This is a genomic window from Acinetobacter johnsonii, assembly GCF_048551975.1.
Classification (GTDB): Bacteria; Pseudomonadota; Gammaproteobacteria; order Pseudomonadales; family Moraxellaceae; genus Acinetobacter; species Acinetobacter johnsonii_A.
Window position 1 is genome coordinate 48,887 of the sequence record NZ_JBIMCF010000010.1, and the last position, 22,890, is coordinate 71,776.

Genomic DNA, 22,890 nt, shown 5'->3' on the forward strand with positions numbered 1-22,890 from the left:
TAGTTTCAAATATGAATTAAAAAAGGATGGCGCAAAGTCCATCCTTTTTAGGGTTTAAAGCAGATTACTGTGCTTTTGCTACCGCAATAGTTTCGTCATTTGCAGCTTTAGCCATAGGTGTATATTTCAAACCAAGGGTTGTGCTGGTGTATTGGCGAACTTGGTCAAGAAGCACAGGATTAGTGCTGAGTTCTTGTTGGTACGATTTTACAATTTCATGTAATTTCGGATTCCATTTACCTGCTACTTGCTGAGGGAATGCTTTTTCAAGCAAGCTCAACATAATATAAGGGGAAGTTGAAGCACCAGGAGACGCACCTAATAGGGCAGTCACAGCACCATCTTGTGATGCAAAAATCTCGGTACCAAATTGCAAGCTTGCAGGTTTGCCTGGTTCTTTCTTAATGATTTGAACACGTTGACCACCTTGATTCATGCGCCAGTCTTCTGGTTTTGCATCAGGATAGTATTTTTTCAACTCATTAAAACGGTCTTCATCGGTCATCATGACTTGGCTAACTAAGTATTTCACCAAATCAAGATTTTCCATACCTACAGCGGTCATTGGTAAAACGTTGTTCTTAGTGGTTGATTTCAATAAATCAAGCTGAGAACCTTGTTTTAAGAACTTGTTTAAATAAGTTGCAAATGGACCAAACAACACATATTTTTTACCGTCGATATAACGTGTATCAATATGTGGAACAGACATTGGCGGTGCGCCTAATTCAGCACGACCATAAACTTTTGCAGTATGACCTTCAGTGACTTTTGGATTGTCGGTCATTAAGAACACGCCACCTACAGGGAAGCCAGCATATTGCTTCGCTTCTGGTAAGCCTGTCATTTGTAAAAGTTTAACCGCTGCACCGCCTGCACCAATAAAGACAAATCGCGTTTTCACGTGATCTGTTTTCCCTGTAGTGAGGTTTTTAAATGCAACAGTCCACGTTTTATCATCGTTTTGGCTAATGCCAGTCACTTCAGTCGATGTTTGTAACTGGAAATTAGGTTGTTTTTTAAGGTGATCGACCAATTGAGTGGTGATTGAACCATAGTTCACATCCGAACCTACATCCATGCGTGTTGCAGCTACTTTTTGTGCAGCATCACGGCCATTCATCACCAATGGTGCCCATTGTTTAATTTCAGCAGGATTCTCAGAGAATTTCATGCCATAAAACATTGGGTTTTTAACCATTGCAGCGTAACGTTTTTCGAGGAAATTCACGTTATCGCCCCAAACGAAAGCAATGTGCGGTACAGGGTTGATGAAACTATTTGGTTGCCCTAAAACACCTTCTTTGACTTGATAAGACCAGAACTGTTTTGCAACTTCAAATTGTTCAGCCACTTTTACAGCTTTGGTAATGTCCATTTTCCCATCTTTTTCAGAGGTGTAGTTCATTTCCATAAAGCCAGAGTGACCTGTGCCTGCATTGTTGAAGCCATTAGAGCTTTCTTGTGCAACTTTATCTAGGCGTTCATACATGCGAATTTGCCAGTTTGGCTCAAGTTCACTAAGGTATGTGCCTAGGGTTGCGCTCATGATGCCACCACCAACTAGGACTGCGTCAACAACAGGCTCATTGCTGGTGGTTTGAATTTTTTTAGACGTGATAGGTCTAAATAAGAAAATTACGACTGCAATAATAAGCAATACGATTAATACCAAAAGGTATTTTAAAAATTTGTTCATGCGATTATGACCTTGGGGAGCAGGTTTTGGATCGCTTTATAGCGAAGAGAAAATAACAATTATGGTGATAGAGGTGCTTGTAAAAAATTAGCTTGGCAGAATTGAAGTAATACTTAAAATCTCAAGTAGCCAAAGCTTAACTTTTTAAGCTATCACGCATCTTGACTTATGGGTATTTTAGACTAAATATGTATTGACTTAGTAATTTTTATTGTAAATGGTTCGGGTTGAATTATAAATATGAATGATGTTTGTTTTTAGCTATTGTTTTTATTGAGTTTTATTTGGGTATAATTTCTGTATTTAAAATACAGACGTTGAATATCTATACAAGAGCATAATCTTTTTAACGTTTAAATGTATAAGTTGACATGGAAAGTAAGTCCTAAAGATAAAGCAAGTTGTGATTATGGTGTTTTAGAAAATATGAATAATTGCCTGACCTAATTATTCTAAAGTTGAACAAAAGGTCAGGTTTTACACCATTAAGAGTTATGCGATTTCGGCGCGGTAAAATGGAGCAGTTGAACGTGGTAAAGCTTGATGACCACGTATTTGATCCGCGATTTTCTCAGCCATCATAATGGTGGTTGCATTTAAGTTACCTGTGATAATCAGCGGCATAATCGATGCATCAACAACACGTAAATTTTGCATGCCATGCACACGACCTTGTCCATCGACTACCGCCATATCATCTTCGCCCATTTTACAACTACAGGATGGATGATAAGCAGTTTCAGCGTGATTGCGCACAAATTCATCTAATTCAGCATCGGTACTCACATCTTTTCCAGGGCTGATTTCTTCGCCTCGATAAGGATCAAGTGCAGGTTGGTTCATAATTTCACGAGTAATCCGGATAGCGTCACGAAATTCCTGCCAGTCTTGTTCGGTCGACATGTAGTTAAATAAAATACTTGGATGGTCGAAAGGGTTTTTAGATGTCACCTGTACTCGACCGCGTGAAGGTGAGCGCATCGAACCGACATGAGCTTGGAAGCCATGCTCTTTGACGGCATTACTGCCATTATAGTTAATTGCAACAGGCAAGAAGTGGTATTGAAGATTTGGCCAAGCAAACTCTTTGGAGGATCGAATAAAGCCACCTGCTTCAAACTGGTTGCTTGCTCCAATCCCTGTTCCGTTAAACAACCACTCTGCACCAATTGCAGGTTGATTTTGCCATTTTAAAGCAGGGTAGAGAGAAACAGGTTGCTTACATTTATATTGTAAGTACATTTCTAAATGGTCTTGCAGGTTTTCACCGACACCCGGTAAGTCATGCACCACTGGAATGTCGAGAGACTGAAGTAAAGTACTTGAACCAACACCCGAACGTTGCAAAATTTGCGGTGATGCAATCGCTCCAGCACAGAGTAGGACTTCTTTATTGGCATAGACCTGAAGCAAGTTGTTTTGATTAGCACCTTGAATATATTCAACACCAATTGCTTGTTTGCCATTGAACAAAATTTGATTGGTCATGGCATGGGTGATAATGGTTAGATTCGCTCGACCTTTGGCCATATCTAAATAGCCACGTGCTGTGCTTGAGCGTCGACCTTTGGGGGTCACGGTTCGATCCATTGGGCCGAAACCTTCTTGTTGATAACCATTTAAATCATCAGTGCGTGGATAGCCTGCTTGCACACCTGCTTCAACCATGGCATGGAATAAAACATTATTGTCTGCTTTAGGCGTGGCGACAGAAACAGGGCCAGCATCGCCATGATAGTCATTGCCACCAATATCACGGGTTTCTGCTTTTTTGTAGTAAGGCAGACAGTCGGCATAGCTCCAATTTTCAAGGCCTTTCAAGCTAGCCCATTGTTCTAAGTCCATGGCATTACCACGGATATAGCACATGCCATTAATGAGGGACGAACCGCCTAAGCCTTTGCCGCGACCACATTCCATGCGGCGGTTATTCATATGAGGTTCTGGGTCGGTTAAATACGCCCAGTTATAACGACGACCTTGCAAGGGATAGGCTAAGGCAGCAGGCATCTGGGTACGGAAGTCGAGACGATAATCAGGTCCACCCGCTTCGAGTAAGAGCACGGAAACATCTGGGTCTTCGGTTAAACGAGCAGCCAGTACGTTACCTGCTGAACCTGCGCCAATAATAATATAATCGTAGTGTTCAGAATGCATAATGATCCTTTTTCTATGGCAGGACCACGTTGCATTAGAACGTGGTCACATGTTGAGTTGAGGATGAAAAAAAGAATAAATAAAAAGGAAGTAAGGATTTAGACAGTTAAAATTCAGACTTTAAAAAATACTTTGGTATTCACCTAGTTCAACCTGAACCGATTTGATGCGGGTATAGTGTTCCAGTGTGGTGATACCATTTTCACGTCCGACCCCTGACTGTTTATAACCACCCACGGGCATTTCAGCAGGGGATTCGCCCCAAGTATTGATCCAGCAAATGCCTGCCTCAAGCTGATGAATAATGCGATGAGCTTGGGAAATATCTTGTGTGACCACACCCGCAGCTAAACCATAACTGGTGTTGTTGGCACGTTGAATAGCTTCTTCAATACTGTCATAGCTTAAAATGCTCATGACCGGACCAAAGATTTCATCTTGCACAATGTGCATGTCATCATGGCAGTCGGTGAACACGGTCGGTAAAACATATGCACCCTGAGCAAGTGCTGCTTCAGTTCCACGTTGTCCACCAATTAATAAGGTCGCACCTTGTTGTTTGCCTGACTCAATATAAGACAAGACTTTTTCCATATGCGGAAAGCTGACTAAAGGTCCAAAGTTGGTTTCAGCCTGCATAGGGTCACCTATGCGGATACGTTTTACACGTGCAATCACAGCCTGTTCAAATGCAGCCTTGAGGGTTTGTGGTACAAATACACGGGTGCCATTGGTACATACTTGACCTGAGCTAAAGAAGTTCGCCATTACCGCAATATCGGCTGCGCGATCAAGGTTGGCATCTGCACAAATAATGAGAGGTGATTTGCCACCGAGCTCCATGGTGACTTCTTTGAGACTAGAAGCCGCAGCACTGGCCATGACCTTTTTACCCGTTGCCACACCACCTGTGAACGAAATTTTTTGAATGTCGGGGTGTTCAGTCAACCATTGACCCACTTCAGCACCAAAACCTTGTACCACGTTGAAAACACCAGCAGGTACGCCTGCTTCAGTATAGATATCTGCCAACTTTAAGGCGGTAAGAGGGGTTACTTCGCTAGGTTTAAAAATCATGGCATTCCCCGCAGCGAGGGCTGGAGCTGATTTCCAAAGTGCTATTTGGATTGGATAATTCCAAGCACCAATCCCTGCCACTACACCTAAAGGTTCACGGCGTGTGTAGAAAAAACTACTTTCACGTAGTGGTACTTGTTCACCTTGAATGGCAGTTGCAAGTCCTGCGTAGTACTCTAAAACGTCTGCACCAGTGACAATGTCCACAGTAGAGGTTTCACTGAACGCTTTCCCTGTATCGAGTGTTTCAAGGCGAGCTAACTCGTCATTACGTGCGCGTAAAATATCGACTGCACGACGTAAAATACGGGCACGTTCGACCGCTGTTTTGGCAGCCCATTCACGCTGCCCTTGTACAGCACTTTGCACTGCTGCATCGACATCAGCTTTGGATGCTTGCTGAATAGTGGCAATGACCTGACCTGTAGCAGGATTGATACTGTCAAAGGTTTGACCACTGGTGGCATTGAAATATTGTCCGTGAATATAAAGCGAGTGAAGCTGTACATCATTCATTTTGTTGTTCCTGCCGTATCTGTTGAATTAAGCGAAGTTGCATATCGACATAGTCGTATGCAATAGAACGTGCCAAATCACGATCAAATGCTTGATGACCACTTAAACTCCCACGTAACCATAAGCCATCAATCAGTGCTGCTAACCCTTTAGCGGCTTGGCTTGCTTGTGACTTCGGCATGAGCTGCAAGAAATGAAACTTCAAATTTGAATAAAGACGTTGGTCATTAATTCTTTGCAGTCGACCTAAGTCGGGTAGGTGCATACTGGCAGACCAAAAATCCAGCCAAACCCGCATAGCAGTGTTGTTGACCTGACTGATGTCAAAGTTGGCATCAATAATGGCTTTGAGCGAATGTTCTGGACTGGGCTGCGCCACCTTTACTTTATAACTCGCCGTGGTCTTGGCTAAGACATTGAGCATTTGGCGCATGCAACTGTGTATGAGACCTTGTTTATCACCAAAATAATGACTCACAATGCCCGTAGAAAGCTGTGCTTTTTTTGCAATTTGAGCAATGGTGGTATTGGATAAGCCCACTTCATAAATGACTGCATAGGCAGCATTAATGATTTCTTCACGGCGCTCATGCTCAGGTTTTACTCTACGTTTATTCATGACAATCCAAAACAATTTGCCTTAAATTTAAAGGTGTTAGATTCAATAACTTACATGGAAAGCATCATAGCATTTTTTTATAATACTCATTATTGATTGAACGTTCAATCAATAATGAGTACACTTATGGTTAAATTCAAAGCAAAGTACTGCTAAATTGCTTTGAATGTTCCACATAACTGTTTATTTATCAAAAGGATGTAACATAAGGGTTTAATTGCAGAACATCATTCAGAAAAGTGAGCTGATGAGCTATAGGTTAACGGTTTTATACTTTTTTTGAGTTGAGAAAGCTCTTATAGTCATTTTGAGGGGAAATATGTGTAGGATTCCTATCAAAATATCAATGAACAAGGGTGGCTCACATTTTAAAAATGTGTAGAAAATGCACCTCATAATTGATTTAGACCTTCGGGTTTAAAGAAGATAGCGTTTTTATTTCTGATAAAAATACTGTCGTTTTCGTTAGTCGATTTTTAAGCTCTCGACCACGAGAAGTTTAAAAATTGGCTTTTGTCTTTTTTTTATTTACTTTCTTGAGGATTGTATGGCGACAGATAATCCAAGAGCAGTTGATGATCAAACATTAGCGCCTAAAGACCGTTTAAATGGTGTGGTCTTTTATATTTCAGCTCTCATTATTTTAATTTTTTCTGTTACCACCATTTTGTTTAATGACTTTGCTAACCGAACCTTAAATATGGTTTTGGCTTGGGTGAGTTCAACTTTTAGTTGGTATTACTTACTCGCAGCGACCTTGTATATGGTCTTTGTGATTTTCATTGCCTGTTCTCGCTATGGCAATATCAAATTAGGTCCCAAACATTCCAAGCCAGAATTTAGCCTTTTAAGTTGGTCTGCAATGCTGTTCTCAGCTGGGATCGGCATCGATTTGATGTTTTTCTCGGTGGCGGAACCTTTATCTCACTATATGCATCCACCTGTGGGTGAAGGGCAGACCCTAGAGGCTGCACGTCAAGGCATGGTGTGGACGCTGTTTCACTATGGTCTAACGGGATGGTGTATGTATGCCTTGATTGGCATGGCATTGGGCTATTTTAGTTATCGCTATAACTTACCACTGACTATTCGCTCTGCTTTATATCCGATCTTTGGGAATAAGATTCATGGGCCGATCGGTCATAGTGTTGATACTGCTGCGGTCATCGGGACTATTTTTGGTATTGCGACGACCTGCGGGATTGGAGTAGTACAGCTGAACTATGGCTTACATGTGTTGTTTGATCTACCTGAAAATCTCTGGATGCAAACCGCATTAATTGTGGTTGCGGTGGTAATGACCATTATTTCAGTGACTTCAGGGGTGAATAAGGGACTGCGTGTTCTCTCCGAGATCAATATTTATGTCTCTGTTGGTTTGATGCTATTTATTTTGTTTTTAGGCAATACCGAATTTCTATTGAATGCTTTTGTGCAAAATATTGGAGACTACATTAACCGTTTTCCAAGTATGACTTTGGAAAGCTTTGCCTTTCAACAACCGAAAGAATGGATGAACAGTTGGACATTGTTCTTTTGGGCATGGTGGGTGGCTTGGTCACCATTTGTAGGTTTGTTTTTAGCACGGATTTCACGTGGTCGAACCATTCGTGAGTTTGTTAGTGGAACGCTCATTATTCCTCTGTTTTTCACACTCACGTGGCTATCAATATTTGGAAATAGTGCACTACATAGTGTGATTTTTGATGGTAATTTAGCCCTCGCACAGAGTGTGATTGCAAATCCTGCGCATGGTTTTTATGACTTGCTGGCTCAGTATCCATGGTTTCCATTTATTGCAGGTGTAGCCACAATTACTGGCTTACTCTTTTATGTGACCTCGGCGGACTCTGGTGCACTGGTGTTGGGTAATTTCACCACTCAATTTACCAATGTTGATCATGATGCACCGCGATGGTTGAGCGTATTTTGGGCTGTAGCGATTGGTTTACTGACCCTTGCTATGTTGATGACTAATGGGATTACTGCGCTGCAAAATGCCACCATCATTATGGGGTTGCCGTTTAGTTTTGTCATGTTCTTGGTCATGGCAGGTTTGTATAAGTCATTGCGTTTAGAAGACTATCGACAAGCTAGTAGTAGTTTAAATGCCGCACCCGTGGTGGGTAATGTCGACATCCTCAACTGGAAAAAGCGTTTGTCCCGAGTCATGCATCATCCAGGAACAACCGATACTCGGCGTATGCTCGATGACATTTGTCGACCCGCAGTGATGGCGGTTGCAGAGGAAATGCAAAAACGGGGTATCGACATCAGTGTTCAAGAAAGTGCGCTAGAAGAAGATCTAAATCTGTATCATTTAGATTTGATGATCCATTTGGAAGAAGAACAAAACTTTGTCTATCAAATTTGGCCAGTACGTTATATCGCGCCGACCTTTAGTGAGCGTGGCAAACTAGGTAAACGCTTCTACTACCGTCTTGAAACTTATTTGTATGAAGGTTCTCAAGGCAACGACCTTGTTGGTTATACCAAAGAACAAGTGATTAATGATGTGCTGGATCGTTATGAACGCCACATGACCTTCTTACATATCAATCGAATCAGTCCAGGGAATCGTCCCTTATTTCCAGACCCTCAAGGATAATTAGGAGGAACCATGTTGACCTCATATTTACATGCTTTTGCTTTGTTTTTCTCATTGCTGAATCCGTTTTTAATGAGTATTTATATGATTGGCATGATTCGGAACTCCGAAGCTAAAGTATTTAATAAGGCCTTGGTTCAGGGCTGTCTTATTGCTTTTATAGTATTTATGCTGTTCGCATGGGGCGGAGAAGCGATTTTTAGTAAATATTTAAATGTACGCTTTGAAGCCTTTCAAATATTTGGTGGTCTGATCTTCTTGGTGATTGGTTATCGTTACGTGTTTCAAGGGGCAGATACCATTGGTGAAATGCGTGGTGCGCCTGAGCATTTGGCAGGAACCATTGCGATGCCTTTTATGATTGGTCCAGGAACCATCAGTGCGGCGGTGGTGACCGGTATATCCCTACCAATTGGCGGTGCAGCCATGATTATTTTTCTGACTTTGGCGTTGACCTGCGTGTTGATGATTTTAATGAAATTTGCGCATGATCATTTGCGCTATAAACACGCCAAATATATTGATCGTTATGTGGACATTGTCGGGCGACTGTCGGCCTTACTGATTGGGACTATTGCGGTAGATATGATTATTAATGGCATTATTGGTGTCATGGCTGAAATGTAGAATCCACGAATAGCGGACCATAAAAAAGCCCTCAGTCAATGAGGGCTTTTTTATTTAACTGAAGAACCAAGTGTAATAACCCCAGATCATCAGTGGCCACGATAGAAACGGGCTAAATAGCCATTTCCAAATCCAGTGGCGTGGTACAAACCCGACGCCGTGGATAAAGCCACCTGAGATACCAATCATGATATACATCAGTGCACTATGGCTATAGTGACCATTGTCATCCAACATAGCAGCAGGATGCACTAACAACACCGCTGCAAGTGGAAAGGCCAATAGGCAGGAAATTAGCATCGCAAATTTGTTCGGCTTTTTATCTACAGTTTGGTTTTCCATAGCAACGTCTGTCATGGTTTATTCCTCATCAAGGTCTTGATGATGTTCGATATACAGAGCACTGAGTACACCTGCAAAGCAAGCCATCAAAATGCCGAGAATCCATGCAAAATACCACATAACTTGATCTCCTTAGACACAGCCTTAGTAAAGGCTGTGTGAATTCTCTTTAATGTGTGTGTTGGTAATAACACCCCACATTTTGTAGTAACACCAAGTGGTATAGCACAAAATGAGTGGGACAAAGATACATGCCGCAACTGTCATTACAGTTAACGTTGTTTTACTTGAAACCGCATCCCACATGGTCAAGCTTGCAACAGGTTGAATGCTTGATGGCATTAAGAATGGGAACAGCGCAAAACCAGCAGTTAAAATTGCACCTACGACTGCTAGACTTGAACCCAAGAAGCTAAAGCCTGCTTTGTTCTTGCTTGCTGCAAGCACCACAATTAAACCACCTAAGATACCTGCGATAGGCGCAATCATAGTAATTGGGTAAGTCGAGTAGTTGTTCATCCAGCCATGGTTGGCATTGGTCAACACTTCTTTTGCCAATGGGTTAGCAACACCGTTGGTGTCAAATGGAGTGACTAAGGTATAACCTTCGATTCCACCAAAGTACAACCAAGCACCAGCCCCTAGGAAACAGATGAGGTAAACAATGCCCATGAGTTTGGTTGCTTGAGCTGAGCGTCTGCGTAAGTCACCATCGGTACGAAGCATGAGCCATGCACCGCCGTGTGCGCACAGCATTGATAAGCTAACTAAGCCGCAGACTAAAGCAAATGGATTGAGCAGGGCAAAGAAGCTCCCTGTATAAGTTGAACGAACAGTTTCATCTAAACTAAACGGCACGCCTAAGAACATGTTCCCAAACGCCACACCGAAGACGAGTGCAGGCACAGCACCACCCACGGCTAAACCCCAGTCCCATGACGTACGCCATTTGGTATTTTGTAGTTTAGAGCGGTAGTCAAAACCTACTGGCCGTAAGAATAGGGCAAACAGTACCAACAGTAGCGCCCAGTACATGCCTGAGAATGCTGTTGCATAAACCATTGGCCATGCGGCAAACAATGCACCGCCAGCAGTAATGAACCAAACTTGGTTACCGTCCCAGTGCGGAGCAATGGTGTTGATAGCCGCACGGCGTTCTTCATCTGTTTTGCCCACAAATGGCATGATTGCCATAGAGCCCATATCGAAGCCATCGGTGAGGGCAAAGCCAATCAGCAAGACGCCGACTAAAACCCACCAAATGATTTTGAGTAATTCATATTCGATCATGCTTGAGTCTCCTCATTACGAGCTGCTTCAAGTTTTTCAAAATGGTATTTACCAGTGTGAAGCGAACTTGGACCAAGACGTGAGAATTTGATCATTAAATACATTTCAATAATCAAAAGAACGGTATAGAACGCAGCTAAAGCAGCGATAGAACCCCATACATCACCTGTGCTTAAGCTTGATGCTGACAAGTGCGTAGGTAGAACTTCACCAATCGTCCACGGCTGACGACCTACTTCAGCAACATACCAACCTGTTTGTGCAGCAATCCATGGCAGAGGTAGAGCGAATAGTGCGAACTTCAGTAACCATGGTTTGTTTTCTGCATTGCGTTTTGCCACAGCAAAGGTTGCTAGAGCAAATAACAACAGCATAAGGAAACCAGATACAACCATGGCACGGAATGCCCAGAATAAGCTTGGTACGTGTGGAATCGTGTCTTTCGCAGCAGATTTAATTTGATCTTCAGATGCATCAACTACATTTGGTGTGTATTTTTTCAGCAGTAAGCCATAGCCCAAGTCTTTTTGAGTTTCAGCAAAGGCAGCTTTTAGCTCTGGAGAAGTATCACCCGCGCGTAGTTTTTCCAGTTGTGAGTAAGCCACCATACCGTTACGAATACGATCTTCGTGTTGTACGATCAAATCTTTAATACCAGTCACTTCTTTGTCTAAAGAACGTGTTGCAATAAGACCCATCACATATGGAATTTTCACTGCATAATCTGTAGTCATGGTTTCTTTATTTGGAATACCAAACAAAGTAAAGGGTGCAGGTGCAGGGTGAGTATCCCATTCTGCTTCAATGGCCGCGAGTTTAGTTTTTTGAACATCACCCAGTTCATAACCTGACTCATCGCCCAGTAAAATCACTGAAAGTGTTGAAGCTAAACCAAAAATTGCGGCAATGGCAAATGAACGACGCGCAAACGGAATATCGCGTTTTTTCAGTAAGTAGTAGCTTGAAATAGCAAGGACGAAAATAGCGCCTGTCACATAACCCGCAGATACAGTATGTACAAATTTTACCTGTGCAACTGGGTTAAAAATGAGAGCACCAAAATCTACCAGTTCCATGCGCATGGTTTCATAGTTAAATGCAGAACCGACAGGGTTTTGCATCCAACCATTTGCAACCAAAATCCATAAGGCAGACATATTAGAACCGAGTGCAACCAGCCATGTCACACATAAGTGCTGCACTTTGGATAAGCGATCCCATCCAAAGAAGAAAAGACCGATGAATGTCGATTCTAAGAAGAATGCCATTAATCCTTCAATGGCTAATGGAGCACCGAAAATATCCCCCACATAGTGTGAGTAATATGCCCAGTTCGTGCCGAACTGGAACTCCATAGTTAAGCCAGTAGTGACCCCTAAAGCGAAGTTAATACCGAAGAGTTTCCCCCAAAACTTGGTCATGTCTTTATAAATTTCTTTACCTGAAATCACATAGGTGGTTTCCATAATGGCAAGAATAAAGGCAAGTCCCAGTGTAAGTGGAACAAAAATAAAGTGATACATCGCGGTCATAGCGAACTGGAACCGCGAAAGATCGACCACGCTTTCAGATATCATCAACGTGTCTCCTTGATTGGGGATGGATTGCCTGCAATACGCTCAGCAACTTGATTGTCAAAATTTTTAGGGATAGTCGGGGCGTCAAACCAGATGTTCTTAATGACCATTAAAATAATCACCTTAATGATTAAAATGGCCATAATCTCTCTGGTGACTTTTTGATTGAGATTTTTGGGGACTAAGCTCATTTCACAAAGCCTATTTTTTAACTTGCTTTATATTATTAAACAAAAACATACAAAAGATAAATAGTCTTTAAACTTAAATAAAAAATATATTATTAATTTGTTTAAATACATGTACTTAAAATAATGATGTGATGAAAAATAAACTAATATTTTTGTATTTTAAAGTTGACCAAATTACTTATGTTTATATTTAAATACCTGACTAAAACACTTATATATATTTATTTTAAATCCGACTAAAATGCTTATATTTAGCGTTCATCGTTATTTTATTGTTAATTCGTCTCAAGATAGTAAAATTAATAGGGTTTTTAAATGATGGATTTTAACGGATATGCATCATGGATGATTTGATCTGTCGCATACATCACAAGTAAATTAGGAATTGAAAATCGAATTAATCATTCTGAGCTTAATTTTTGCGCAAATGTTTTTAAATTGGAGAAAGCTGGATTATGAATGAAAGATTGCTTTTTAAAGATTGAACAAGAAGATGAGGAGAGGGTTCGATTTAAACAGCGCGTTGAGAGGCGTTTTTGGAGGCTGACGCTGTATCAATATCTTGGTAGGGTAGTAAGGCCATGGCAAAGGTTAAACTTGCTCATAAAGACGTACAGTGTTGAAACGAGGTCAGATTGAGTGCTTGTTTAGCGCGTATTTTCACCACTAAAAAGTTGATTGGATTTTGAAATTTTTTTTGCTATGTAATGCGATTTTTTTAAACGAATGAGAATAATTTGTGACTGAAACTCAAGCTCACCAAACTCAGGCTCAACTTGTACATAGTGTAGTTGACCGTATTCATCGCGAACGCGAGCTTGAGCAGAAAAACCGGGGCGTGCATTCCCGCTGGAGATGGTCGCCAGACGACCCAGTAAGTTGGTTTGCTTTTTATCTGGTCTGGGTTTAATAACTTGATCCAAACAGTGAATCATAAAAACGGTAAAGAAAATTGCAATAATTAGCGCAGGCAAGATTAGATAGTAAGCCGAAGTAAAGGCTTGTTCTTTGGCATAGATGCAGAACTGAAGGAAATAACCTGCAACACTAAAATTAAGTAAGAGAAAAACCACAATCAGCACTTTAGAAAACTTAACGTCCAGCAGTGGAGATTCAGTCAGTTTTTGCGGGGAGAGCCTTTTGATGAAATGACTTGGGCGGGATTTAAAAAAGTAGCCTAAGGTTTCCACCATGCTGAGTATGACTAAAGTCAATAAGCTGAAATGAAAGAGCATCAAGTCAGGGTGATGTAGCAACTCATACATGGTGAACGTCCAATTTCATTATTCTTCTGTGAGATAAATCCCACCGTCAGAATGCACGGTAATTGCTACTTTTTCAAGTGCTTCGCCTTGGCATGGGCCAGAAATGCATTCACCTGTTTCAACCATGAACAATGCACCATGGGTCGAGCATTCAATAAATTCTTGGTCGCGGTCTAAAAACTGATTTTCCAAAAATTCAAGTTCAACTTGCAAATGCGGGCAAATGTTTTGGTACGCAAAGAAGGCACCGTCACGTTGGGTGATAAAAATCGTATCCCCTTTAGGTGTTTCAAAAGAGCGCGCTTCGCGTTCTGGGATGTCTTCTGTCATGCAAATTTTTTGCATCATGCACATTCCTTTTGCAGTTGTTGGAACAATTCAGCGTAATTTGCCACAGCCAAACGAGGGCCAAACTGTGACACCACTTCACTCGAAATCAAAATTGCAAGTTGCGCAGCTGTATGTAAGCCTAAGCCCGCATTCACTGCATAAAGGAAGGCACCAGCAAAGGCATCGCCTGCGCCATTGGCATCGATAGCGTGTACTTTACGGCCTGCAACACTAAATGTTTCCTGTGCATTTGAAATAAGTGCACCTTCAGCGGAAAGAGTAATAACCACATGCTGGCTCAGTGTTTTAAGTTTTGCTAAAGCCGCCTCAACTGTTTCAGTTTCAGTGTACATCATGGCTTCTTGTTGGTTACAGAACAATAAGTCCACACCATCTGCAATCATTTCGTTTAGACCATGACGCGCATATTGCACCATCGAAGGGTCAGATAGGGTTAATGCAATTTTAACACTATGGGCTTTGGCAATTTCACGAGCCTGCTTAACAGCTACACGTGCGCTATCGCTGGTAGAGAGATAACCTTCGATATAGAGCCATTTCGCTGTTTTTAAGGGTTCAAAGTCAATCTGTTGTTCAGTTAACTCGGCTGTAATACCTAAATAGGTATGCATAGTACGTTCAGAGTCTTCACTGACTAAAACCATACACGTGCCTGTTACGCCTTCACTGATTGATTTTTCAGTGTTTTTAATGCCTGCTTCGCGCAAACCGTTGAGGTAAGTTTGCCCTAGCTCATCATTACCCACGCGGCATGCATAAAATGCTGAACCACCCAAGGCACTAAAGGCAACGGTGGTGTTGGCTGCTGAACCACCTGAAGCTTGACCTTTATAGATCTGTGTTTCTTTTAATTTTTTATAAAGATCTGCTTGTGTTTCACCATCAGTTAACTGCATAGTGCCTTTTTGCAAATGTTGTTGAATAAGGAAGTCGTCAGAGACTTTAAATTCTTGGTCGATTAGTGCATTACCAATTGCAAAAAGATCAACAGTTGCCATGTCTTTTTTCGTCACGTATTGAAAATAAAGCGACATTTTACACCAATGCTCAAGATTGCTGTAGTTTGTTGAGGAAAATTCATTTTATTTACGTGGCAAATGTAGTGAAATGGCTTTGCTCATATTCAAGGAAGTTTAGATGGAAATTTTAATTCAAGCGGCAGAACAATTACCTCCTCAAATACAAGCTTTGGCACAACTTGCAGCAAAAGAAGGATATGAACCGTTGACCCGCTTGATCGAAGAATATCAAAGCGGAAAAAATCGTTTTGATCAAAAGGGTGAAGTGTTGTTATTGGCCTACGATCAAGACCAATTGATTGCCTGTGGCGGTTTAAATCAGCAATGGGGTGAAAATGAAATCGAGGCGCGTATTGGGCGCGTACGCCGTTTTTATGTACATCCTAAATACCGTAAGAGTGGTGTGGGTCGTCAGTTGTTGGCGCATTTAGAAAAATGTGCACGTCCGAACTTTTCTGCGCTGTGTTTAAATACCGCGGATTTGTCCGCAGCCAGTTTCTATCAGAAGCAAAACTATGTTTTTGTGGAAAATCATCCGAACTATAATTATTTTAAATATCTCATCTAGTTTTACTTTTGAGAACGCTTCCCTTAAAAAGACTGAAATTTGGAAAGCAGTGAGATGCTTTTCAAATTTCCAGCAAATTACTCCGGTTTTCAGCGTGAAATCTTTTGACAACTAAAGCTATAATGCAGGCAGTGTATTAATTATTGTTAGGAGATCACATGACTGTAGATGTCACTGAAACCATTTCACAAACTGTACATCCTGCGTTTCAGTTGGTACGTCAACACCATGTTGAAGCTTTAGACATTTTAGTGTCTGAATATAAACATAAAGTCACTGGGGCAGTGCATTATCATTTGGCCACCAATCATGATGAAAATGTATTCTTAGTTGCATTTCGCACCCAACCTATGGATTCAAAAGGCGAAGCGCATATTTTAGAGCACACAGCATTGTGTGGTTCGGAAAAATTTCCTGTTCGTGATCCGTTCTTTTTAATGATTCGTCGCTCACTGAATACTTTTATGAACGCCTTTACTGCGGCGGACTGGACAGCGTATCCATTTGCGACTCAGAATAAAAAAGATTTCCAAAATTTACTCGAAGTATATTTAGATGCGGCTTTTGCAGCCAATTTGAATCCGCTGGATTTTGCCCAAGAAGGAATCCGCATTGAGTTTGAAAACGGTGAGCCTGTTTATAAAGGTGTAGTTTTCAACGAAATGAAAGGGGCAATGAGTTCGCCTTCAGACCAGTTGTATCATCAGTTAGCGCATCATTTATTCCCTGAAACCACTTATCACTACAACTCAGGTGGCGACCCTAAAGATATTCCAGACTTGACTTACCCTGAGTTGGTGGATTTCTACAAGTCACATTATCACCCAAGTAACGCAGTTTTCATGACCTTTGGTAATGAGCCTGCTTACAATCTACAAGAACAGTTTGAAACTTTAGCCTTAGCCAAGTTTTCAAAAGGTGAAACGCTCTTTTCTAAAGAAGAGCGCCGTCTGACTGCGCCGCTAGAAGTGACTGAAACCTATGCGGTAGATGCAGAAGATTTAAAAGACAAAACTTATCACATTATTTCGTGGTTATTGCCTAAAGCCAGTGAGATCAAACTACGCTTAGGTATGCGCCTTGTCGAAGGTGTATTGTTAGAAGATTCGGCTTCTCCATTACGTCATTACCTTGAGACCTGTGGTTATGCACAGTCTACTGGCCCGATTATAGGTGTAGATGACTCTAACTATGAAATGACATTCTACTGTGGTGTACAAGGTTCAAACCCTGAGCATGCGTCAGAGTTTAAAGCAGGTGTGTTTAAGGTTTTAGAAGACGTCGCTTCAAAACCTGTCGATCAAAACATGGTGGATGCGATTTTACATCAAATTGAATTGCACCAACGTGAAATCAATGGTGATGGCATGCCTTACGGTCTAAGCCTGATTTTAAATGGTTTGGGCAGTGCGATTCACCACAGCGACCCAGTCACTGTATGGGATGTGGACTCAGCGATTGCTGCGGTGAAAGAAGAACTGAAAGATCCAATGTGGTTGTCAAACTTAATCAAAACTTATTTGATTGATAACCCACACCGTGTACAAATGACTTTGGTGCCTGATGCTAATAAGTCTGCAGTGGAAGCAGCGGCAGAAAAAGCACGTTTAGCCGAAATTGGTGCGCAGCTAACAAACGCTGAAAAAGCAGAAATTGAAGCACAAACTGAAGCACTTAAAGTCCGTCAAGATACCCCAGATGACCTTAATCTTTTGCCGAAAGTGGGCTTGGAAGATGTGCCTGCTGAACTGCAAATTGTACAAGGGCAGTTGCGCGAGATTATCTCAAATCGTATCGATTATCCGTTGAATCTTTATCATGCAGGTACGAACGGTATTTACTACAACCAAGTACTGATTCAGATTCCGCAAGATGTAGTGCAGTCACCTTACTTTAACTTGCTGTCCATTTTGATGGGTGAAGTTGGTGCAGGTCAGTATGACTATCTTGAACTACAACAACTACAAACTGCGGTGAGTGGTGGTTTAGGGATGGGCGCCTCTTTACGTTCTCAAGTGAATGACAAAAATCAAATCAGTGCATGGTTAACGCTGACCACAAAATCGTTGGTGAGTAATTTTGACAGTATTGCTTTGTTGAAGTTGGCATTTGAAGAGCTGCGTTTTGATGAAAAAGATCGCATTGTTGAGTTATTGCAACAACGTAAAACGCGTTGGGCATCTCGTCTGTCAGGTTCAGGACACAGTTATGCCATGCAAATTGCAGGACGTAACCACAGTGCTTTGGCAAAACGTGATTATCACAACACAGGCTTGGGTGCATTAAACTGGTTAGGCGATTTAGTCAGCCGTATTGAAAAAGATGCAGCAGCTTATGATGATTTGATCAATGAATTAAAAGCGATTCATTTAAAACTTTTACAAGCGCCAAAACAGTTCTTACTGGTGTGTGAAGAACATCAGTCAGACCGCTTGGTTGAAGAAGTTCAAAATGTGTGGGACAAGTTAGCCATTCCAGAGCAAATTGTGACTTTAAAAGCTACTGAGCAGATCGATACCGATGCAGATGAGGCGTGGTTAATTCAAGCCAATGTTCAATTCTGTTCATCGGCTTATCAAGCTGTTGAGGTGTCACATCCAGATGCTGCACCGCTAATGGTACTGGCAGCGTACTTGCGTAATGGTTTCTTACACAGTGCAATTCGTGAAAAAGGTGGGGCTTATGGTGGTGGTGCAAGTTATGACGGCAATGCATGTTCATTCCGCTTCTATAGCTACCGTGATCCGCGTTTGGCTGAAACTTTTAATGACTTTGAAGCCAGTGTGCAATGGTTACTCAATACTGAGCAAAAACCACATCAGCTTGAAGAAGCAATTTTAGGTTTGATTGCGGGTATGGACAAACCAGGTTCACCAGCGGGTGAAGCGATTACGGCATGTTATGCACTTTTACATGCACGTACACCAGCCTTCCGTAAGCAGTTACGTAGCCGTCTTTTGGCTGTGAGTTTAGAGGATTTGCAACGTGTGGCGGTACAATACTTGCTTGAACAAAAACCAACGAAAGCCGTGGTTGCACCTATGGCGAAGCGTGATACTTTAATTGAGTTAGGTTTTAGTATTCAACAAGTTCAGTAAAACAATAAGAGGGTCGTATGGCGTTCAAATCATTTGAGCGTTCAACTTTAGTACTGAGCATAACTGTGCTCAGTACTTTGGGTGTCGCTAAAACACATGCACAAATTTCCGAAGTACCTGCAACTCCTGCAACAGCCGAGGCATGTGTTGCATTAGCATCGAATGCAGACCGTTTGGCTTGTTATGATGCATTATTCAAAATTCCTGAAGCAGTAAAGCCACGCATTGTTTCTGAGCAACGTGCAGCCATGGAAATTGCGCCAGAACCTGAAAATATCACAGGGAAGATTGCACAAGGTGTGAGCTCTGTTTTCGCTTCTGAAGGTCCTAAAATATCCCCAAATTTATCTTTAATGGATAGCCGTTGGGAGCTTTCACCCGAAAGTAAATTAGGGACTTGGAATATTCGTGCTTATCAACCTGTGTATTTAATGCCTGGTTTTTGGACGACAGATAAAAATGAATATCCACAAAGTCCAAATCCGACCAATACGGTAGATGAAGATCAGAACCTAAAGTCAATGGAAGCGAAATTTCAACTGTCTTTAAAAACTAAAGCTGTTGAAAACCTATTTGGAGACAATGGCGATGTTTGGTTGGGGTATACCCAGTCTTCTCGTTGGCAGGTGTATAACGGTGAAGAATCACGTCCGTTCCGTGAAACCAACTATGAGCCTGAAGCCAGTTTGGTTTTCCGTACCAATTATGAACTGTTGGGTTTAAATGGGCGCTTATTAGGATTAACTTTCAACCACCAGTCTAATGGTCGTTCCGATCCGCTGTCGCGTAGTTGGAACCGTATCATGTTGAATGTGGGTTTTGAAAGAGACAACTTTGCGCTCATGCTGCGCCCTTGGTACCGTCTAGACGAAGATGCAGGTGATGATAATAACCCTGATATTAAGGATTATGTCGGACGGGGTGATTTAACAGCATTCTACCGTTGGAATGAACATGATTTTTCACTCATGCTACGCCATAGTTTAAAAGGTGGCGATGACTCGCGCGGTGCTGCACAGTTTGACTGGGCTTTTCCTATTTCAGGGAAATTGCGTGGCCATTTCCAGTTGTTTGATGGTTATGGCGAAAGCTTAATTGATTATAACCACCGAGCGACTTATGTCGGCTTGGGTGTGTCCTTAATGAATTGGTACTAATTTAGAGACATAAAAATACCACGTTTGATACGTGGTTTTTTTATGTTTAAGTGTTAAGTGTTAAGTGTTTTAACCAATTTGAATATCGGCAGTTGGATGTTTTAAACGGCTCTTTTTTGGCGTCGCAATCAGGTAGGCTAGTGTTAAAGGACCTAAACGACCTGCAAACATCAAGAGCATCAGAATAAATAAACTTGCAGGTTGAAGTTCACCCGTGATGCCGCGTGACAAACCGACAGTACAAGCAGCGGAAATGGCTTCAAATAACAAATCCATAAACTGATGATTAGGTTCGATTAAAGATAAACTAAAGATGCCTAAGAAAATAAGTGCCGAAGTAATAGAGACAACAGCCATTGCCTTAAAAGAGGTTTTTTGAGAAACAGAGTGATTGAACACACGAGTTTCATCTTCACGTCGAAGAAAACTAATTACACTAAGTAAAACAATAATAAAAGTACCTACTTTAATCCCGCCTGCGGTGCTCATCGAGCCGCCCCCAATGAACATCAGTAACATGGTCACGAGGGTCGAGGCATCTTTCATTTGTGCTAAATCAAGGCTGTTAAAACCCGATGAACGAGGTACGGTGGCATGGAACCATGCATTTAAAGCTTGGTCACCTAAGCTCATTGGCGCTAAAGTGAGGGGATTGTTCGATTCAATTGCCCATAAAAGAACAAAAGCAATCAGGTTCAAGCCTGCAATGGTGGATAAAATCAGTTTGCTATTGGTACTTAAGCCTTTCCAACGTTTGCTGCGTTTAATGTCCATTAACACCACAAAACCTGTCCCACCAATGATGTATAGCATACTGATGGTAAAGGTAATGAGATACTGGCCCGAGAAGCTCATTAGACTGTTGGGAAACAGTGAAAAGCCACCATTGTTAAATGCAGATACACTATAAAAAGCCGCATAAAACAGAGCTTGATTGAAGTTGTAATCTTCTAACCATGCAATGGTCAAAATAACCGTGCCGATCGCCTCAAAAAATAAGGAATACAGCAGTACCCCTTTAATGGTGAAGGATACTTTGGATAAGCTGGTTTGACCAATGGTCTCTTGCGCCATGATTTGTTGCTTTAAACCGAGTTTGGTCGACAGACTCAGTGCGGCTAAAATTGCGAAAGTCATAAAGCCTAAGCCACCAATTTGAATCAGCAGCATAATGATGATTTTACCTGTTACGGTAAAAGTTTCACCGACATTCACCACAGAGAGTCCAGTAATGGTGACTGCTGAGCTGGCGGTGAACAAAGAGTGAATCCAACTGAGTTCACCGTGATGTGAAATGGGTAACTTTAATAATAGAGTTCCAATAATAATAAAGCTCAAAAAACCCAAAGCCAGCAGGCTGGGCGGGCTTAAATTAATGGTGCTGTTTTTTGGGGTTTGCCATTCTTTGACTTTTTTCATGATTTGAACCGTGCTGAAAGACGACGTAATGTTTCAACTAAACCTTCAACAACAAGAATATCACCCACTTGTAAAATTAAATTGGGGTCAATGCTGTACAAAATGTCTTTGCCACGTTTATGGAGTAATGTTTTCAAATCAGGTGCTTGATCCATTAGTTGGCGGAAGCGAGTCCCTTGTAGTTTTTCATCAATTTCAATTTTGACAATATAGTGGTTATCTTCAAGTGCCATATAACGACTGACCATGGGGTAGCATAAAGACTGCGCAATCCGCACGCCCATGTCCTCTTCAGGGTGAATAATTTTACTGATCCCTAAATGGCTTAAAATCATATGGTGCGACTTTGATTTGGCTTTGACCCAAATTTTTTCAACCCCAATATTTTTGAGGTGCAGGACACATAAAATACTGGCTTCAATATTTTCACCAATTGCGACCACCACGGCATCGCAGTTTTTAATATTTAACTCATCGAGGACATGCTCATCTGTTGCGTCGGCGATGACAGCATGGGTCACCCGCTCAGAAATATTTTCAACATATTTTTTTTCACTATCGATACCAATGACATCATGTCCCAGTTCAATGAGTTGAGTTGCAACTGTGGCTCCAAAGCTTCCTAAACCAATCACTGCAAATTGTGCCATGTCATCTTTCCTTTAAATTTTTTTATACGTCGATTGTTAACAAATGTTGTGCCAAATTTCACAAGATGTCATCTTTATACAGACACGCTATTTTCGATCAACCGCGCTTTGCCTTATACCAATATATCACTCATCCAAAGGAGTATATAAATGCGGAAAACACTGTATGAATCCCTGAGGTTCGCGTTTCCAGAATTGAATGATACCGCAATTCCAGAAGAACAAGATGAGTTCGAGCACTTTGTACGTTGGTTGAATAGCTATTATTCAAACATTCAAAAAATAGAACTCGATGATTTTCAACAAAATGGTATTGATGAATGCCATCGACTCCAACAGTTGGGTATTGACTTAGATGAGCTGAAAAACCAAATTAATGATGATATGGCGTCTTTTTATCAAATGTATGACAGTGAGGAAGAAGAAACCTCAGACATGCATGGTTATGATTTTGAATTTAGTTTTGATGTTATTTTTAACCACATTAAAATTTTTATTGAGCCTTATGAACTCAGTTTACTGGTTATTGAGCGGGAAAATCCCTATTGGCTGTTAGTACCGCATAATGATGAGCTGATCGATAGAATTATTGTTACGTATAACCACACATTTGGTGATGAAGAGCCGATGCAGCTCATAGAATAAAACCGCCTTGAAGGG

General features: G+C 41.5%; 20 protein-coding genes. 6 read left to right on the forward strand and 14 right to left on the reverse strand.

The features are described from left to right. Positions 1–64: 64 nt before the first annotated feature. The 4 genes from mqo to betI form a co-directional block, all read right to left on the reverse strand. Entirely contained in the window at positions 65–1,699 is a 1,635-nt protein-coding gene (gene mqo / locus ACG9ZB_RS09790; RefSeq protein WP_419325544.1) for a malate dehydrogenase (quinone), read from the reverse strand. A 492-nt stretch (positions 1,700–2,191) separates the two neighbouring features. After that, positions 2,192–3,856, reverse strand: coding sequence for a choline dehydrogenase (gene betA, locus ACG9ZB_RS09795; protein WP_419325546.1), 1,665 nt, complete (start codon positions 3,854–3,856; stop codon positions 2,192–2,194). 120 nt (positions 3,857–3,976) lie between these two features. Then, positions 3,977–5,449, reverse strand: a complete 1,473-nt coding sequence (betB, locus tag ACG9ZB_RS09800; protein ID WP_419325548.1) for a betaine-aldehyde dehydrogenase — start codon at positions 5,447–5,449, stop codon at positions 3,977–3,979. Then, on the reverse strand, positions 5,442–6,068 hold the full coding sequence (gene betI, locus ACG9ZB_RS09805; protein WP_117008160.1) for a transcriptional regulator BetI: 627 nt from the start codon (positions 6,066–6,068) through the stop codon (positions 5,442–5,444). Before betI ends, betB begins: the two co-directional genes overlap by 8 nt. A 547-nt stretch (positions 6,069–6,615) precedes the next feature. Between betI and ACG9ZB_RS09810 the strand changes: the two genes are divergently transcribed. Next, positions 6,616–8,676, forward strand: a complete 2,061-nt coding sequence (locus ACG9ZB_RS09810) for a choline transporter (RefSeq protein WP_419325549.1) — start codon at positions 6,616–6,618, stop codon at positions 8,674–8,676. A gap of 12 nt (positions 8,677–8,688) precedes the next feature. Beyond that, positions 8,689–9,303, forward strand: coding sequence for a MarC family protein (locus ACG9ZB_RS09815; RefSeq protein ID WP_419325550.1), 615 nt, complete (start codon positions 8,689–8,691; stop codon positions 9,301–9,303). 54 nt (positions 9,304–9,357) lie between these two features. Here the strand turns inward: ACG9ZB_RS09815 and ACG9ZB_RS09820 are convergent, their stop codons facing one another. The 8 genes from ACG9ZB_RS09820 to ACG9ZB_RS09855 all read right to left on the reverse strand — a co-directional run bounded on the left by ACG9ZB_RS09820 (position 9,358) and on the right by ACG9ZB_RS09855 (position 15,317). Further along, positions 9,358–9,660, reverse strand: coding sequence for a cyd operon YbgE family protein (locus tag ACG9ZB_RS09820; protein ID WP_004696655.1), 303 nt, complete (start codon positions 9,658–9,660; stop codon positions 9,358–9,360). 3 nt (positions 9,661–9,663) lie between these two features. Further along, positions 9,664–9,765: a cytochrome bd-I oxidase subunit CydX gene (gene cydX, locus ACG9ZB_RS09825; protein ID WP_002120988.1), complete on the reverse strand. Its 102-nt coding sequence runs from the start codon at positions 9,763–9,765 to the stop codon at positions 9,664–9,666. A gap of 24 nt (positions 9,766–9,789) precedes the next feature. Then, positions 9,790–10,935 (reverse strand): cytochrome d ubiquinol oxidase subunit II, encoded by a 1,146-nt coding sequence (gene cydB / locus ACG9ZB_RS09830; RefSeq protein ID WP_419325552.1) that lies wholly within the window; start codon positions 10,933–10,935, stop codon positions 9,790–9,792. Then, on the reverse strand, positions 10,932–12,512 hold the full coding sequence (locus ACG9ZB_RS09835; RefSeq protein ID WP_205667950.1) for a cytochrome ubiquinol oxidase subunit I: 1,581 nt from the start codon (positions 12,510–12,512) through the stop codon (positions 10,932–10,934). The genes cydB and ACG9ZB_RS09835 overlap by 4 nt, the downstream gene beginning before the upstream one ends. After that, complete coding sequence (gene cydP, locus ACG9ZB_RS09840; RefSeq protein ID WP_125273329.1) at positions 12,512–12,703, reverse strand: cytochrome oxidase putative small subunit CydP; 192 nt, start codon at positions 12,701–12,703, stop codon at positions 12,512–12,514. Before cydP ends, ACG9ZB_RS09835 begins: the two co-directional genes overlap by 1 nt. Positions 12,704–13,350: 647 nt before the next feature. Continuing rightward, entirely contained in the window at positions 13,351–13,968 is a 618-nt protein-coding gene (locus ACG9ZB_RS09845; RefSeq protein ID WP_419325554.1) for an OB-fold-containig protein, read from the reverse strand. An 18-nt stretch (positions 13,969–13,986) separates the two neighbouring features. Continuing rightward, a complete protein-coding gene (locus tag ACG9ZB_RS09850; protein WP_010326961.1) occupies positions 13,987–14,298 on the reverse strand; it encodes a Rieske (2Fe-2S) protein in 312 nt (103 codons plus the stop codon). 14 nt (positions 14,299–14,312) lie between these two features. Continuing rightward, on the reverse strand, positions 14,313–15,317 hold the full coding sequence (locus tag ACG9ZB_RS09855) for an adenosine kinase (RefSeq protein WP_419325592.1): 1,005 nt from the start codon (positions 15,315–15,317) through the stop codon (positions 14,313–14,315). A gap of 139 nt (positions 15,318–15,456) precedes the next feature. Here ACG9ZB_RS09855 and ACG9ZB_RS09860 point away from each other — a divergent pair, with 139 nt between their 5' ends. From ACG9ZB_RS09860 to ACG9ZB_RS09870, 3 genes are all read left to right on the forward strand, one after another. Then, positions 15,457–15,906, forward strand: a complete 450-nt coding sequence (locus tag ACG9ZB_RS09860) for a GNAT family N-acetyltransferase (RefSeq protein WP_004696669.1) — start codon at positions 15,457–15,459, stop codon at positions 15,904–15,906. Between the two features lie 158 nt (positions 15,907–16,064). After that, the gene (locus tag ACG9ZB_RS09865) at positions 16,065–19,004 is read left to right on the forward strand and encodes an insulinase family protein (RefSeq protein ID WP_419325555.1); all 2,940 of its coding nucleotides are present in this window, start codon (positions 16,065–16,067) and stop codon (positions 19,002–19,004) included. Positions 19,005–19,021: 17 nt separating this feature from the next. Then, complete coding sequence (locus ACG9ZB_RS09870) at positions 19,022–20,161, forward strand: phospholipase A (protein ID WP_286406934.1); 1,140 nt, start codon at positions 19,022–19,024, stop codon at positions 20,159–20,161. Between the two features lie 69 nt (positions 20,162–20,230). Here ACG9ZB_RS09870 and ACG9ZB_RS09875 read toward each other — a convergent pair whose 3' ends face one another. Both ACG9ZB_RS09875 and ACG9ZB_RS09880 read right to left on the reverse strand, forming a co-directional pair. After that, a complete protein-coding gene (locus tag ACG9ZB_RS09875; RefSeq protein WP_419325556.1) occupies positions 20,231–21,580 on the reverse strand; it encodes a TrkH family potassium uptake protein in 1,350 nt (449 codons plus the stop codon). After that, complete coding sequence (locus tag ACG9ZB_RS09880; RefSeq protein WP_419325557.1) at positions 21,577–22,230, reverse strand: potassium channel family protein; 654 nt, start codon at positions 22,228–22,230, stop codon at positions 21,577–21,579. Before ACG9ZB_RS09880 ends, ACG9ZB_RS09875 begins: the two co-directional genes overlap by 4 nt. A gap of 150 nt (positions 22,231–22,380) precedes the next feature. Between ACG9ZB_RS09880 and ACG9ZB_RS09885 the strand changes: the two genes are divergently transcribed. Continuing rightward, the gene (locus ACG9ZB_RS09885) at positions 22,381–22,875 is read left to right on the forward strand and encodes a hypothetical protein (protein ID WP_419325559.1); all 495 of its coding nucleotides are present in this window, start codon (positions 22,381–22,383) and stop codon (positions 22,873–22,875) included. Positions 22,876–22,890: the final 15 nt, after the last annotated feature.